15 protein-coding genes are annotated in these 14,161 nt (G+C 63.0%); 1 reads left to right on the forward strand and 14 read right to left on the reverse strand.

Features of this window, described 5'->3' with window-relative positions; genetic code table 11:
• Positions 1–9: 9 nt before the first annotated feature.
• The 4 genes from G4223_RS16780 to G4223_RS16795 form a co-directional block, all read right to left on the reverse strand.
• On the reverse strand, positions 10–960 hold the full coding sequence (locus tag G4223_RS16780) for an NAD-dependent epimerase/dehydratase family protein (protein ID WP_163682129.1): 951 nt from the start codon (positions 958–960) through the stop codon (positions 10–12).
• Positions 957–2,732 (reverse strand): fatty acyl-AMP ligase, encoded by a 1,776-nt coding sequence (locus G4223_RS16785; protein ID WP_338086908.1) that lies wholly within the window; start codon positions 2,730–2,732, stop codon positions 957–959. Before G4223_RS16785 ends, G4223_RS16780 begins: the two co-directional genes overlap by 4 nt.
• A 16-nt stretch (positions 2,733–2,748) precedes the next feature.
• Positions 2,749–4,053: a lipopolysaccharide biosynthesis protein gene (locus tag G4223_RS16790; protein ID WP_163682133.1), complete on the reverse strand. Its 1,305-nt coding sequence runs from the start codon at positions 4,051–4,053 to the stop codon at positions 2,749–2,751.
• 66 nt (positions 4,054–4,119) lie between these two features.
• Positions 4,120–4,911: a phosphocholine cytidylyltransferase family protein gene (locus tag G4223_RS16795; protein WP_338086909.1), complete on the reverse strand. Its 792-nt coding sequence runs from the start codon at positions 4,909–4,911 to the stop codon at positions 4,120–4,122.
• A 160-nt stretch (positions 4,912–5,071) separates the two neighbouring features.
• Here G4223_RS16795 and G4223_RS16800 point away from each other — a divergent pair, with 160 nt between their 5' ends.
• Positions 5,072–5,656 carry an ABC transporter substrate-binding protein gene (locus tag G4223_RS16800; protein WP_163682136.1) on the forward strand — a complete coding sequence of 195 codons (585 nt, stop codon included), beginning with the start codon at positions 5,072–5,074 and terminating at the stop codon, positions 5,654–5,656.
• Positions 5,657–5,665: 9 nt separating this feature from the next.
• Here the strand turns inward: G4223_RS16800 and G4223_RS16805 are convergent, their stop codons facing one another.
• The 10 genes from G4223_RS16805 to G4223_RS16850 all read right to left on the reverse strand — a co-directional run.
• Positions 5,666–6,274 (reverse strand): TetR family transcriptional regulator, encoded by a 609-nt coding sequence (locus G4223_RS16805; RefSeq protein WP_163682138.1) that lies wholly within the window; start codon positions 6,272–6,274, stop codon positions 5,666–5,668.
• Positions 6,275–6,383: 109 nt separating this feature from the next.
• Positions 6,384–6,878: a DUF2141 domain-containing protein gene (locus G4223_RS16810; RefSeq protein ID WP_163682141.1), complete on the reverse strand. Its 495-nt coding sequence runs from the start codon at positions 6,876–6,878 to the stop codon at positions 6,384–6,386.
• A gap of 73 nt (positions 6,879–6,951) precedes the next feature.
• Complete coding sequence (locus tag G4223_RS16815) at positions 6,952–7,551, reverse strand: nitrous oxide reductase accessory protein NosL (RefSeq protein WP_163682143.1); 600 nt, start codon at positions 7,549–7,551, stop codon at positions 6,952–6,954.
• A gap of 120 nt (positions 7,552–7,671) precedes the next feature.
• Positions 7,672–8,466: a metal ABC transporter solute-binding protein, Zn/Mn family gene (locus G4223_RS16820; protein WP_163682145.1), complete on the reverse strand. Its 795-nt coding sequence runs from the start codon at positions 8,464–8,466 to the stop codon at positions 7,672–7,674.
• A gap of 106 nt (positions 8,467–8,572) precedes the next feature.
• Positions 8,573–9,049 (reverse strand): DUF2946 family protein, encoded by a 477-nt coding sequence (locus tag G4223_RS16825; protein WP_163682147.1) that lies wholly within the window; start codon positions 9,047–9,049, stop codon positions 8,573–8,575.
• Between the two features lie 44 nt (positions 9,050–9,093).
• Positions 9,094–11,385 (reverse strand): TonB-dependent receptor, encoded by a 2,292-nt coding sequence (locus G4223_RS16830; protein ID WP_163682149.1) that lies wholly within the window; start codon positions 11,383–11,385, stop codon positions 9,094–9,096.
• Positions 11,386–11,488: 103 nt separating this feature from the next.
• Complete coding sequence (locus tag G4223_RS16835) at positions 11,489–12,460, reverse strand: FecR domain-containing protein (RefSeq protein ID WP_163682151.1); 972 nt, start codon at positions 12,458–12,460, stop codon at positions 11,489–11,491.
• Positions 12,461–12,467: 7 nt separating this feature from the next.
• Positions 12,468–13,019 carry an RNA polymerase sigma factor gene (locus tag G4223_RS16840; protein ID WP_163682153.1) on the reverse strand — a complete coding sequence of 184 codons (552 nt, stop codon included), beginning with the start codon at positions 13,017–13,019 and terminating at the stop codon, positions 12,468–12,470.
• A gap of 122 nt (positions 13,020–13,141) precedes the next feature.
• Positions 13,142–13,582, reverse strand: a complete 441-nt coding sequence (locus G4223_RS16845; RefSeq protein WP_163682155.1) for a DUF2946 family protein — start codon at positions 13,580–13,582, stop codon at positions 13,142–13,144.
• Positions 13,583–13,961: 379 nt separating this feature from the next.
• Positions 13,962–14,161 (reverse strand): hypothetical protein (locus G4223_RS16850; RefSeq protein WP_205762555.1); only part of this gene is annotated, 200 nt, incomplete at its 5' end.

The raw sequence follows: 14,161 nt of genomic DNA on the forward strand, positions 1-14,161 counted from the left end.
TGGTTTTCCCTATGCCTGGGCTGTGGTGGCCGTTGCCGGCCGCAAGGTTTCAATGGTTTGCGTCAATCCGTCCCGCAACGTCCACACCGGCTTCCACAAGGAAGACGGCGGCTGGCGGGTGGAAGAGCTGCTCCAGTCGGGGTGCAGAATTTCCCGAGCTTTGCCGGAAGTCAACATGGCCGGGGGGATGCCAAGAAAATTAAGAATGGATATCATTCGCGCTGCGCCGCACAAAAATAACGGAGGCACGGCGACGATACGTCCGTTTCCACCGGCACAGGCGCGGGCGGTTTCCGCCAGTTCGCGCCACGTGTAGCCGTCGGCGCGTTGGTCGCTGAGTTCGAATGTGCCGGAAGGGGTGCCGTGAGGACACAGGGCGATGACGGCCGCGGCAACGTCGGCGGCATGGATCAGACACAGTCGCGCCGACGGACGGTCCGGGACCGGCAACACCGGCCCCCAGGCGGCGCGCAGCCATGATCCGGTTTCGCGGTCGCCAGGGCCGTAAACCGCCGCCGGGCGCAGGATCGCCAGTTCGCTCAGTCCTTGTTCGTGGAACGCCTCTTCGCCGGCCGCCTTGCTGAAGGCGTAGTCGGAAAGGGCTGGTTCGCGGGCGGCCAGGGACGACAGCATCACCACTCGGGGCGGGCGAGGGCGGCGTGCGGCCAACACCGCCAGAAGGTGGGCGCCGTCACGGTTGGCGGTCAGGAAATCTCGGCGCGAGCGGCCCTTGATGGCCCCTGCCGCATGAACAAGCACATCGGCACCGTCAAGCAGACGGGTCAGGGCGTTGACGTCGGCAAGGTCGCCCTCCACCGTCTCGATTTCGGGTTCGAAAACACGCTGCCGTCCCGGACGAACCAACAACCGGACTTGCCAGCCGGCCTCTCTCAGGGCGCGAACGATGTAAGGGCCGATGAAACCGGTTCCGCCGGTGACGGCGACGCGGCCAAGGCTCATGCGCCGCCTTCCGAAGCGAAGGCGCCCGACAGGAAGCTGGCGCGTGCCGACGACCGGCTGAGCTTGCCAGACGAGGTTTGCGGCAGGGCGTTGTTGGGGACCAGGACCACCTGTGGTTCGATACCGTGCACCTGGGACACCACGGCCGTCACCGCCTGGATCAGGGAGCGGCGGATGCCATCGTCGCTGGGACGGCATTGGACCAGCACCACCGCCCGTTCCCCCTTGTCGTCGTCGACGGCGAAGGCGGCGGCGTCACCGGTGCGCAGGCCGTCCAACTGCTCGACGGTGTGTTCGATGTCGTGCGGCCAGATGTTGCGGCCGTTGACGATGATGACATCCTTGGCCCGGCCGGTGATCACCAATTGCCCGCCGATCAGGTAGCCCAGGTCGCCGGTATCCAGCCAGCCTTCGCCATCCAACACCCGCGCGGTTTCGTCCGGGCGGTGGTCGTATCCGGTCATCAGGCTGGGACCACGCACCATCACCCGGCCGACCTCGCGCTCGGCCAGTGCCGCTCCGTCTTCGTCGCGGATTTGCAATTCGTGACCGGGGATGACCCGGCCGCAGATCACGAAGTCGCGGCTGCGGCCGTTCGAATCGGTGGCGGGTGGTTCGGCCCGGCCCTGGTGCTCCAGGGTTTCCACATCGACACGGTCGGTTTCAACCCCACGCTCCAGTTCGGCGAAGCTGACCACCAAGGTGGTTTCGGCCATGCCGTAGCTGGGGACGAAGGCGCGGCGGTCGAACCCGGCCGGGGCGAAAATGTCGGCGAATTCGTTCAGGACATGGGGGCGGATCATGTCGCCGCCGATCCCGGCGGCCCGCCAACGCGACAGGTCCAATCCCTGAGGCAGGGCGTTAGAGGCACGGCGTGCGCACAATTCGTAGCCGAAGCTGGGGCTGTAGGAAATGGTGGCGCCGTTCTGGTCCATCAGCGACAGCCAGCCCAGGGGACGGCGCGCGAAGTCGCGGGTGGCCAGATAATCCACCGACAATTGGCCGATCAACGGGGCCAGGGCGAAGCCGACCAGCCCCATGTCGTGATAGAACGGCAGCCAGGAAATGGCGCGGTCGCCGGGGCGCACGGCCAGACCGGTTCCGATCATCGCACCGGCGTTGGTCATCAGCGCCCGGTGGGTGATGGCGATGCCGGTCGGGGTGCGGGTGCTGCCCGACGAAAATTGCAGGTAGGCGATGTCGTCGGGCCGTGGCGGGGCCAGGGTGACGGCGGCTTCGGGCAGTTTCTGCAATTGGGCGACGCTGCCGTGGAACTTGAGCCCCAGCCCGTCCAACGCTTCCGCCAACCAGTCCTCAAGCCAGGTCGGAGCCAGCAAGGCGACGGCACGGGCTCCCGACACCATCTGGCGCAGCAGCGTGCAATAGGCATCGCGGCCACCAAAAGTGGGGGGCAGCGGGACCGGCGCCGGCAGCAGGCGGGCGTATTGGCAGGCGGCGAAAGCGACGATGAAGTCTGCCCCGGTTTCGGCGATCAGGGCGACACGGTCGCCCGGTCGCAATCCCTGGCCCAACAGGATGCGGGCCAAGACGATGGCACGGTCGCGCAGGTCGCGATAAGGCAGGCGTTCCGTCAACTCCAGCCGGCCGGAGTAGAAGTTCATGCCGCTGTTGCCGTCCGCGGCATAATCCAGCGCGTCAACCAGGGTGGTGAAATCCGAAAAGCGCAACGGGAGGCCGCTTGATGTGGGCGTCGCCGACAAGGCAGCGATGTTGCAAGGTTCGGCGGAGCATTGTTCAACGGCCAAAGACACTTTTCCCTCTCGCGCTTCAGTCAACGCTGGCACACGGCACCATCCGCGCCCGAAGGCGGGACAGTACCGAGAGCGACTGCATCAGGGCAATGGCGGTCGCCGCGATGACCGCGGCCACGCCCGCACCCTCGATTCCGGCCAGCGGCACCAGCACCACCAGCGACGGCAAATACAATACGGTGGCGGCCACGCGGATGCGCAGGGCCGTTGACGCTTCGCCAATGGAAATCAACGCCGGCTCGAGGGCGAAGGTCCCGACCCCGATCAACGCAGCCAATCCCAACAGCAACATGGCATTAAACGCGGCAACCACCTCGGCCCCGCCGATCAACGTCAAAATCCATGGCCCGGCCACATAAAGGACCAGGGCGCAAAGGCCAGCGCCGATCCCGGACAAGCGTAGCGTGCGGCCAAGAAATCCCCACAGGGCATCCAGACGGTTCAGGGTCGCGAAGCGGGCGAATTCCGGGTAGATGGCGGTCGTCATCAACTTGACCGGCTTGGCGGCGGCCTCGGCCACTTGGCGGGCGATGCGGAACAATGCCGCCTGTGGCGCCCCGATCAGTACCCCGACGGTCAAGGTCGCCAACTGGTTGGTCAGCAGCGCCAGGGACGAGTTGGCGTTGGTGCTGAGCACGAAACGCCAGATGCCGTCGAAACCGTCGGTCAGCGAACGTTTGTCCGTTCCAGAAGACCGCAGCGACAAACCATGAAGACGGGCCTCGCGCCATGCCAGGACGATGCTGGTCATGGCGCCGGCCACCGTCGACAACGCCCAGAGGGCGAGGAAGGCGTTCAGATCGCCGCCGACCACGAAGAAAACAGCCCCGCCCAGCAACCGCACCAACGCCTCGACATTGTCTTCGAGCACCGCCAGCTTGAAACGGTCGAACAGGCGCAGCAAGCCGATCGGCGTCGAGGTGATCATGAACAGCAACGAACCGGCATAAAGCATCGCCGCCGGAACGCTTTCGGCCGGCAGGCCCATGGCCGAGCCAAAGAACCACAACGCGGCGGCAGTTCCGAGTGCGCCGACAATCGCGCTGCTGATGTCCAGCCAGCCGCTGAACAGCACCAGTCGGCGCAAGTCGTCCAGGCGACCGGCATGCAAGGCGGGGGTGCCGTAGCGCAGGATCGGTTGCCAGCTTTGGAACTTGACCACGTTTCTGGCGATTTCAACCATGGTGTGGATGATGACCAAAACGCCGAAAGTCTCGATCCCAAGCGTCCGCACCGTCAGCGCCAGATAGCCCAGTCCCAGAAGACCGCTGACCGACTTGCCGCCGATCAACAGGCCAAGATTGGACAGCAGGCGGCGCATGACTCCGTTGCCGACGGAAGAAGAGGGAAGAGGGCGGGGGGCGTCATCCATGCGGGCGGGCGTTTCCTATGGCGCCCGCGAGCACAGTGCAGCCCCGTCTTCGGGAGCTCCGACCTGTTCGCGCCACATTCTTGTCCCCAAACGTTCGGCGGCGGGCAAATCCTTGGGGAAGTCCACCTCGCACCATTCGCGGCCCTGGATGTTGGCGGTGTGAACCGTCGCCTGTCCGGCCAATTCGTCGATGACGCTGAGATACCAGCGCTTCAGGCCCCCCTCGCGTCGGATGGTCTGTTCCAGGGCGTCGGCGAAAATCCGTCCGCCATCGTCGGAAAAGAACAGCATGCCAATGGATTCGGCGTGGGATTGTTCCTCGGTCAAGGTCTTGCCGATGGCAACCAGCCGCCGCCCGTCCAACTGCACCTTCATGTCGTCGGAATCGTAGCGTTCCTTGTGGTCGACGGTCACCACGATGGGGGCGTCGACCTGGGTTTTGGCTTCGGCGAACAGGCTGGGGTGGAACAGGGTGTCGCCGTTCAACAAAACGAAGTCGCCGTCCATCATCTCGTGGCGGGCCACGAAGCAACTGCCGATGTTGTCGGCCACCTCAAAAAAGGGATTGTGCAGAGGTCGCACCAGGATGCCGTCGTCGGCCCGAGCCCGGATGACGGTTTCCACCGCCTGAGCCTCGAAACCGGTGACAACCACCACTTCTTCAACGCCATTGGCGGCCAGTGCGGCTATCTGCCATTCCAGTACGGTACGCCCCCCCAGCGGCAGCAGACACTTGGGGCGCTGCGCCGTGAACGGCAGTAAACGCTTTCCTTGGCCGGCGCTGAGGATGATCGCCTTCCTGCTCACTGACATCTCTCCGTTTGGCGGGTGGCGTCAAAACGCGCCACGATGACGACTTCTTTACAACATACACTCATGAATGTATAGCAGAACCATGTCTGGTGATACCTTTTGATAAACGGGGGCAGCTATGTTTTTTTTGGGGAAAGCCGGGATTTGGCGCTGGGTGGTCGGCGCGACGGCTGCGTTGTCCTTCATGGTGGGAACCGCCGCTGCCCAGGACGGGGCCGTGGCGTTTCTTGATGGCGTGAGTAAGGAGGTGTTGGCCGAGGTCACGGCCCCCGGCCTGAGCCATGGCGAACGCCAACAGAATTTCCGTGCGATTCTGCAACGGGTGTTTGGCATGGATGAAATCTGTCGGCAGGTCCTGGGGCGTTACGGCCGGACCGCCACCGCGGAACAGCAGCAGGAATTCCGTCGGTTGTTCGAGGACATGCTGGTGGTGACCTGGGCCAGACGGTTCCAGGACTACACCGGGGGCGGCATGCGTTTCGGCGCGGCCACGCCGATTGGGAACGGCGATGTGCTTGTCTCGTCTCAGATCGACGGGAGCGGCAATCAGCCATTGAATGTGGAGTGGCGTTTGCGCGGCGAGGGTGAGGGCTACCGTCTTCTCGACATCAAGGCCGAAGGAACCAGCATGGTGCTGACCTATCGTTCAGAATACCAAACGGTGTTGCGCCATGGCGGTCTGGACGAACTGAACGGCTTGTTGCGCAAGAAAATCGAACAATTGGCGGGGGCCGGTTGACGGTTCCGCTTACGGCTTGAGGGCGTCGAAGAAAATGTCGACGGTGGCGACGATCTCGTCGTCATCCGAATAAAGCTGCGGCACTGCCAGCCAACTGAAGACGATGCCGGTGACCATGCTGAAGGTGGCGCGGGCAGCGGCTTGGGGGGTGAAGCGGGGGGTCAGGGCGCCTTTTTCCGCGGCACGGGTGTAGATGCCGGTCATCGCATGGATGATTTCACCGCTCCATTCGCTGATGCGGATTGACGCGGTTTGGTATTCATCGACGTATTCGCACTTGCGAAATAATATGTCGATCACGCGACGGTGTTGCTCGTCATGAGCGACCCGCAACAGTGAATGTGTCCAATAATCGCGAAGCCCAGTCAACGGGTCCGTTGCGGACAATGCTTCCGACTCTATCTCATCCACTGACAGGCGAACCCTGGCATGCATTGCCTCGAACAGGTCTACCTTGTTCTTGAAATGCCAATAAATGGCGCCGCGCGTTACTCCAGCGGCGGCGGCGATGTCGGCCAGGGATGTGTTTGTTACCCCTCTTTTGCTGAATAATAATTCGGCAGCGTCAAGAAGCCTCTTCCTCGTTTCTTCTGATTCAGCCTTTGTCCTGCGGGCCATGGCGCTACTCGTAAACGTTCAGGTTTTCCGGCTGTACGTTTCCATTCTGGAACCGGAAGCTCACAAGGGATATCTGCCTCTTTTTTTGAGGATTTTACAAGGCGTTGTACTACGGATACTGCATCATCAATGTAATGCGCGCATTGCTGCCGTTGATGGTGACGGCGGATTCCCGGAAAGATGGAATGCCCAGCAACGAGGCATTGCCATTCGACACGGCGAATCCCTCTGACGGCAATCCCAGGAAATTCCGGGAAAAACGGCGGTCTTCGTTTTCGTCGTGATAGGCGGTGAAGGCGTAGACGCCCGGATGGGGCAGGGACAGGCATCCGTGAACGGTTCCGCTTTCGGCGGGAAGGCGCACTTTCCCCAGCTTCTTTCCTTTCGCCAGGAAATCTTCGGGACGGTCGCCGTAGATCGAGATGGTGACGGTTCCCTTGGCGCTGCGAACGCCCTCGACATCCACGCTCAGGGTGATGGCGTCGCCGCCAGCCGGGCATCGGCCACCCGTTGCCGGGTTCGCGGCAACGGGGGCAGCGGACAATGCGGCCAACACAAGGACAGCGGAAATGTCCACCCAGCGTGTGAGTTTTTTCGCGACCAAGGTTTTCTCCCTGTAGACAGGGAGTATCCTAGTCAATCTTGGCGATTTCTGGGGGGATTTTCCCTCGAACCGGTCATGACGGGGTTTGTTGGGCTTTGCGCCGCAGGTATTCCTCGCGCTTGCGCCGCATCATCCGCATGTCGTCCCACATGCCGGAATAGGCCAGTTTCAAGGCGCCGTCGAAATCGGTCAACTCGCCGTCGCCTTTCGCCGCTTCGGCGGCGATTCTGGATGCGAACGACGTCTTGGCGATGCCGGTCATCACCGCCTTGTGATCGCCGCCGATGACATAGGTGGCAATCTGCGCGTCGGTCAGCGGCTTGATCGCTTCGCCGGAACCGTTGTCGGGGGCATAGATGGCCTTTGGTCCACGCACCAGATTGAGCGAGATGCCGACCGCCGCACAATGCAATGAACAGGTGCCGTCCACCAGATCGTCGTTGTAGTGGATGAGATGGCGCGAGAAATGCCATTTTTTGCGGTCCATGCCGCAATACGGGCATTTGGGATATTTATCGAACTCGTTCTCCAACGGGTTTGGGTCTTTTGGGGTTCTGGGGGCGAACTGGGCCGGGGTGCCGTCTCCTTCGCAGGTTGCGGCCGAGACGGTGCCGGCGGACAGGGCCACGGCCCCCAGGGTACTGCCGGCAAGCAGGAAACGACGGCGGTTCATGGCATGCTCCTACGGTGAGAAAAGAGAAGTGTCTTGCCATGGACGCTTCACGGGGGCTTTTCCTGACGTCGTCGCGAAAAAAAACGCCGCGGTGTTTGGCCGCGGCGTCTTGTCGTCGGTCTAAAGGACGTGGCCGTCGCCATGCCGTGCCGTTTCGGCGGGTTTGCTGTTCATGCAGGCGGCCAAGGTGTCGCGGGCGCCTTCCATCAACTTGCCGTAAAGCGCCGGCCCGCTGGTCAGGTTGAACCCCAGGGGGTCGAAGGCGCCCCGAGCGCAGCCGCTGACCGGCAGGTTGAACCGCCATTCCAGGTAAAGCAGATCGGCGTTGGTCAGATGCAGCGGCGTGCCTTGGGCAGTCCCCAATGCGGCACGGACGTTATGTTCGGTCTGATGGATTTCCGCCATCAGCGCGATTTCATTGTCCAGGATGGTTTCGCTCGCTTCGGGATAAAGCCTGACCAGGGCCGGGGCCAGCACATGCACCGCGTGGTGGACCAGACGGGGGTCGAGCCAGAACCGCAGGTCGCGGGCGTTTCCCGGCTGGTCGGTTCCGTCCTGGACCGGGGTCATGATCGGGATGTGGCGACCAAGCGTCAGGCTGCGGACCGCAAGGTCGGGCATGATCAATCCGGCCTCGGCGATGGCGCCTTCCAGTTCCGGGCCCGCCCACACCACCATATCGGCGCGGCGCAGTGCCTCGACCTGGGTGGAATCAAGCGCGATCAGATGGTCGGCCACCCGTTCGCGCATCAGCAGTTCAGGCGTGTCGACGCCGCGCAACAGGTTGGAGACCAGGGAATGAAGGGGTGGGACGCTGACCACCACCCGTGCCTGACCGGCATGGGAGGGGGCGGCGGAAAACAGCAACAGCATGGCCGAAGCCGCGGCCAGCATGGTACGAGCAAAAGAGGTCATGGTGACTTCGCTTTCGATGCATGGGCATAAGGACCGCACCGGCGGCCAGTTGCCCGCGACGGGATGCCGCGCCGATGGGGCGCGGTGAATTCAGAAAAAGCGGAAGTCAGGCTGTCGGCGGGGCACGAGGACCGGCGGCGCCGGTCAGGAACGACGGACGGTGGAGCGGGCGGCCGGGGACCGGAAGAATTTGGATGCCGCCGGTTCGCTCGGGCGGGACGACATCCGCCGGGGCCGGGCTTTGGCTGGCGGCGTGGAACAGCGGCAGGCACAGGAAGCAAAGCGCACCGTGCCCGCTTGCCTCGCCCTCTTGTGCTCCTGCGTCGATCACCACCATGCCGGCGGTGGTACACACCACCAGATGGCTGGTGTCGAAGGACTGGGCGAAGGCGGACGGGGCGCCGGCCCCGCCGGCCAGCGGGGCCGCCCCCAAGACGTTGAACAGCAACAGGACCAAGCCGGTCCAGGCGGCGACGAAGCGTCTCCCGGCGGCGGTCGAACGATCGACAGCCGTGTCGTAACGACGGATGGAGAGCCCCCTCTTCATGTCCGGCAGGATGGTCGTGCATGTGATCCAAGTCAAGTCGGCTGCCGGGGCGGGAAAACGCCTCGGCAGCCGGCTTGGAATCAGAAGCGTGCGGTGAAGTTCAGGTTGAACGAACGTCCTTCCTCGTAGATACGGCTGGTCTGGAGGCTCTGACCGTAGGTCATGTATTCCTTGTCGAAAATGTTGGTGACGGCGAAATCGACCCGATACCAATCGCGGTCATAGCTGGCGCCAATGTCGTGCACGGCATAGCCGCTTCGTCTGCGATCCTGTGGCGGTACACCACTGGTGTCCACCTTGGTGTCGTAATCCTGGGCGGCGACGAAGCGCGCGGCATATCTCAAGGCAAGATATTCATCGACAAAATAACCGACACTGGTCGTCAATTTGTCAGGCTGCGAAAGAAGGGCGTTGTTGTTCACCCGCAGGCGCGAGTACCCCGCCCCAAACGACCAATCGCCAAGACGGTAGTCGAGTTCCACGTCTCCTCCCCATCGGTGGACGTTCGATACGTTCTGGTATTGAAAAACGTAACCAGTTCCAAAAGGAGCGGATGTTCGGGCATAGGTGCCGACAGTTGCCTGGTTGATGAGGTCGTCCACATGTTCATCGAATGCTGTCGCCTTGACTCGAAGCGAGTCGCTATCCGCCAGCAGATTATCGAGCGCAAGCGTCATGCCGACCTCTTTGGTATGGCTGACCTCTGGCTTCAAGGTGGGGCTGGCTCGGAAATTCTGGAAACTGCTGCTCCGGTTGTCACTCGAATACAGTTCGGTCAAGGTCGGCGCTCGAAAAGCTTCGCCGTAGCTGGCGAACACCCCCACCGCAGGCAATGCCTGCCATTTGATGGCCAGTTTTGGGGACAATCGTTCGCTGGAATTGGTCGGGTTGGCACCGCCTTCGGCCTTGTAGCTGTCGAAACGCACCGCCGGAATCAGCGTCCAGGTGTTGGATAGCTGGATTTCGTCTTGCACGAACCCTCCGCCCGCCAACATGGTTCCATCGGGGTTGATGGCGTTGGCGCTGCCGCCGCTCGTGTTGGTCAACTCATCCCGATAGCCGTCCAGACCATAGGTAAGGCGGTGGCCGGGACCGGCCATGAAGCGTGAACTGTTCTGAACGCCGCCGCCATAGGTGGTGACTTCATAGGTGCTGTTGTTGGCGGCGGAATTGGCGCGGTCCTGGATTTCTTGTTTCAGGTGCGTGCTGTAAGCGAAGACCTTGCCGTCCAACGTTTTTTTTGTATCGTCCCGGAAGTCCCAACGGCCGGAGAACTCATCTTGGGAACGCTCTATGTAACGTAATGATGAAGCGTTCCAGACATCGTTGAATGCTGGATTGGCGAATCCGATTCCTCCGTCAAAGTAACGCATGTAGGAAACGGTTATATCGTTTAGTTCGTTCGGAGAGTATCCGACCTTCATCAAGCCGTTTTGGCTCGTGCCGTTCTGTATGTTTTCTGTTCCTGCGCCATTATTGATATTATGATAGTTGCGGATCGTGCCGCTGGCCACGACGCTGGCGCCCGCCGTCTGGGCCGCACCGGTGAGGTTGGAATTGATCGACCCATCGCCGGAGCGGTATCCCGCTTTCGCGTACCCGCCGACAGATTCCCCCGGGGCCAGAACGTCGTCGGCGTCAATGGTGCGAAAAGCCATTACACCGCCCAGACCACCGCCGCCATAGATGGCCGAAGACGGCCCGCGCACGATGTCGACTTGTTTTACGAAGTTGGGGTCGAGGTAAAGCGGGCTGAAAATGCCGACCGAAGCGTCCAAACTGCGGCGGGCGTCATCGACCCGAAGAATGATGTCGGATCCTTGGTAGCCACGGATGGTTGGCAATTGACCGTTCTCGCGCGGACCGCCGCCCATGGTGACGCCAGGCAGATCGCGCAATACGGTGGCGATGTCCTTGGCCTGAAGGTCGTCGATCTGCTGGCGCGTTACCACCGAGACCGAGGCGGGAACGTCGAATGCCTTGTTCTCGGTGCGGGTCGCGGTCACCGTCACCGCCTCAAGACGGTTGATCGACTGCGGCTTGACGATGAGATAGGTGTCGCCGCTGGTTCTGGTTTCCAAACCGCTGCCGGCCAACAGTCGGCGCAACGCCTCGGCGACCGGATATTCGCCCTTGAGCGCCGGGGCGGAAAGCCCACGGACGGAATCGCCCGCATACATCATCTGGATTTGCGATTGCGCGGCCAGGGCGTCAAGGGATTCGGAAAGTTTCTGGGCCGGCAGATCCACCCTGACCGTCGTGTCTGCGGCCAATACCGGCATGGCGCCCAGTAACGCGGCCACCGCGCTCAACGCTCCCAACGCGGTTCTCGCGCGGCTGATGACGCCTGTCGCGCCTTTCGGTCCTCTCATTGTCGTCCACCCTTTGGCATGGTCGTTACGGTCGCTTTCGACGGCGAACCCAATGACCAAGACGGATGGCGTGACCGTTCCCTGATGTCGGTTAGGAGAAAAATCAGCGGGGCGTGCGAGTTGGCGGCTGCGTCCGCCCCACGGGTTCAAGGACGATGCGGTCGTCCAGACGGCGTGCCCTGATCGGCAACACCTGTTCAAGGGCGCCCAGGGCGTCGTCGCCATTGTCGATGGCGAAGCTGCCGCTGACCTTCAGACCGGCCAGGGTCGGCGTTCCCATCAGGACGGGGCGCGGGGAATAACGCGACAGCCGTGCCGCGACTTCGGACAAGGGGGTGTCCTTGAACACGATCCGTCCCTGGCGCCAGGCGGTTTCGCCGCGTTCGTTCATGGGCGCCAAGGTCTTGGTCGCGCCCGAGGCACGAATCTCCACCGCCTGTTGGGCGGTCAGGCGCTGTGCGGGGCCTTGCGGTGGGGTCACCGCGACCTCGCCTTCGAACACGGCGACAGTGCTGCTGTCGGGACGGCTGCGCACCAGGAAGCGGGTGCCAACGTCGGTGATCGTGGTGATCGGGGTGTGAACGGTGAAAGGGCGGCTTTCGTCGTGAACCACGTCGAAGACGGCGTCGCCTTTGACCAAGGTGATGGAGTGCGCCCAAGGTTGGCGCGGTATCTTGACGACCGTACCGGCATCCAGGTCGATGCGGCTGCCGTCGCCAAGCGTCACCTGCTGTGGACGGATGGCTGCGTCGATCACCTTTGGCGGTAACAAGAGGATGATGCACGCTCCGGCCATGGCCATTCCCATGGCCGCCGCCCAGTGCCACCGTCGGGAGCGAACCGGGGCGGCAAGGGGATAGTGTGCTGTCAGGGCCGCCGCGTCCGCGTCGATGCGTTCAAGACAGGATATCTCGTGTTGGCGCCGGTTGTCCCCGGCGGCCCACCGCGCCAGATCGTCGCGCTCCCGTTCGGGCGCGTCGCCCGAGGTGGCGCTGACGAATCGCCTGACGGCCTCGGTCCTGAGCTCGTCGGCGGTGGGGGGCGAATCCTGTGTGGACATGGCGAGATGAGTCACGGCTTACCTAGTCCTTGTCAACCCCGGATGGGGTGTCGTCCATGACTTCCCGCAATTGCGCGTAGGCACGGATCACGTGACGTTCCACCATGTTGCGGGAAATTCCCAGTCGGCGCGCCACTTCGGTATGGGGCAGGCCATGCACCTTGTGCAGGACGAAGACCTCGCGGCATCGGGGCGGCAGGTCATCGATGGCGTCACGCAGTCGGACCAGTCTTTGACGGGCGGCCGCGACCTGTTCCGGGTCGGGTTCGGGCTGGGCCGACACCAGCGGGTCTTCCAATCCGATGACTTGCTGGCGGCGGTATCGTTCGCGGCGGAACGTGTCGCGGATGATGTTGAGGGCAATGCATTTGAGCAACGCCAGGGGATGGTCGACCGTTGCCTGTTCCGGCAGGGACAGCATGCGGGCGAACGCCTCGTGCGCCACGTCTTCGGCGTCGCGACTATTGCCCAATGTGCGCGTCAGGAACCGCAAAAGGGACGATTTGTGGGTCAGGTAGGCACCGTTGACCTGTTCGGTCAAGGCGGTGCCGCCTGTGGCCGGGTCACGGGGCATGGCCGGTTGGCCCCGTGCCGGTGCACGCGTGGGTGTTCATGGGGTCACCTCTGCGTCGATCAGGCGCCGTCAGGCGCCGCGATGAAATCCACCTTTTCGGCGGATCTTCGGCTGGACGGAGATCACACCATGGGAGGGGCGCGTGGCGAGGCGATGCCACGCACGGCCTGGGAGGGCAGGGCGTTCGTCGGGGAAGTTTGCGCCGTCAGATGCTCGACGGCCGACGGTGGGGGGGCGGTGGCCGCCATGGGGATTGCGGCCGCGCCATGCATCAGCGGCAGGCAGAATGTACATAACGCGCCGTGTGCCGCGGCCGAGACCGGTGGTGCTTCGCCCTTCGGGTCGATCGCCATCATGCCGGCGGCGGTGCACACCACGATGTATTTTCCGCCCAACAGGGCGTCGGCGTCGGTGGTTGCGGCAACCGCCTGGGAAGCCGGCAGCAACGCCCCTCCCAGGATGTTGACGGCCATCAGCAGCAGAGCTGACCAGGCGAAGAAACGCCGCCGCCATCCGGCGGTCGTTCTCTTGCTGGTCTTGGTGCACCGCTCGGCGTGTCGCATGCGGCGATGATGCCCCTGGGGTATGATTTGTGTCAACCGGACGTCAGAAGTCGCGGTTAGGTCCAAGGCACCACCGCCCCTGGACAAAAGGCTCCCAAGGATGTGGTGGTCACGGCCAAGGACATCATCAATGTCTGTAATACCGGCCGCCCTTTGAAATGATCCGTTCGGGCGGCCGGCAAGCCCGCGCGGCGCCTGAGCGTCACCGTCTCGGCGTGGATTGATCCAATGGATCAATTCATTCGCCGGGCGGTATAAATGAGGGAAAAAGCCGGTCTTCGCTGGCTTCCTCGTCTCCGTGAAACAAAAGCCCCCCATCATTGACGGGGGGCTTTGTCCGTAATCTCCGCCTCCACATGTCGTTGCGGAAGGCTTGATTTCAGAATTCGGCCCAATCCTCGTCCGCGCTCTTGGCGGCTGTGGCCTTGGGCTTCGGCATCGCTTTCGCCACGGGCTTGGCCGTGGGTTTCGGTGCGGCCTTGGCCAGCGGCTTGCGGGAATGGGTCTCGGCCTGGGGATCGGTCCTCTGCGCCGTCGCCTGGACCTGGGCGGCACCGGTGTTGAAGAAGCCCATCAACC

This window comes from Magnetospirillum aberrantis SpK, assembly GCF_011022235.1.
Lineage (GTDB): Bacteria > Pseudomonadota > Alphaproteobacteria > Rhodospirillales > Magnetospirillaceae > Magnetospirillum > Magnetospirillum aberrantis.

What these genes read in the sequence shown, in the direction of transcription:
- G4223_RS16790 (WP_163682133.1), bottom strand. Translation starts at nt 4,053, where the DNA reads ATGCGCCGCCTGCTGTCCAATCTTGGCCTGTTGATCGGCGGCAAGTCG.
- G4223_RS16820 (WP_163682145.1), bottom strand. Translation starts at nt 8,466, where the DNA reads ATGACCTCTTTTGCTCGTACCATGCTGGCCGCGGCTTCGGCCATGCTG.
- G4223_RS16840 (WP_163682153.1), bottom strand. Translation starts at nt 13,019, where the DNA reads ATGCCCCGTGACCCGGCCACAGGCGGCACCGCCTTGACCGAACAGGTC.
- G4223_RS16845 (WP_163682155.1), bottom strand. Translation starts at nt 13,582, where the DNA reads ATGCGACACGCCGAGCGGTGCACCAAGACCAGCAAGAGAACGACCGCC.
- G4223_RS16815 (WP_163682143.1), bottom strand. Translation starts at nt 7,551, where the DNA reads ATGAACCGCCGTCGTTTCCTGCTTGCCGGCAGTACCCTGGGGGCCGTG.
- G4223_RS16830 (WP_163682149.1), bottom strand. Translation starts at nt 11,385, where the DNA reads ATGAGAGGACCGAAAGGCGCGACAGGCGTCATCAGCCGCGCGAGAACC.
- G4223_RS16805 (WP_163682138.1), bottom strand. Translation starts at nt 6,274, where the DNA reads ATGGCCCGCAGGACAAAGGCTGAATCAGAAGAAACGAGGAAGAGGCTT.
- G4223_RS16780 (WP_163682129.1), bottom strand. Translation starts at nt 960, where the DNA reads ATGAGCCTTGGCCGCGTCGCCGTCACCGGCGGAACCGGTTTCATCGGC.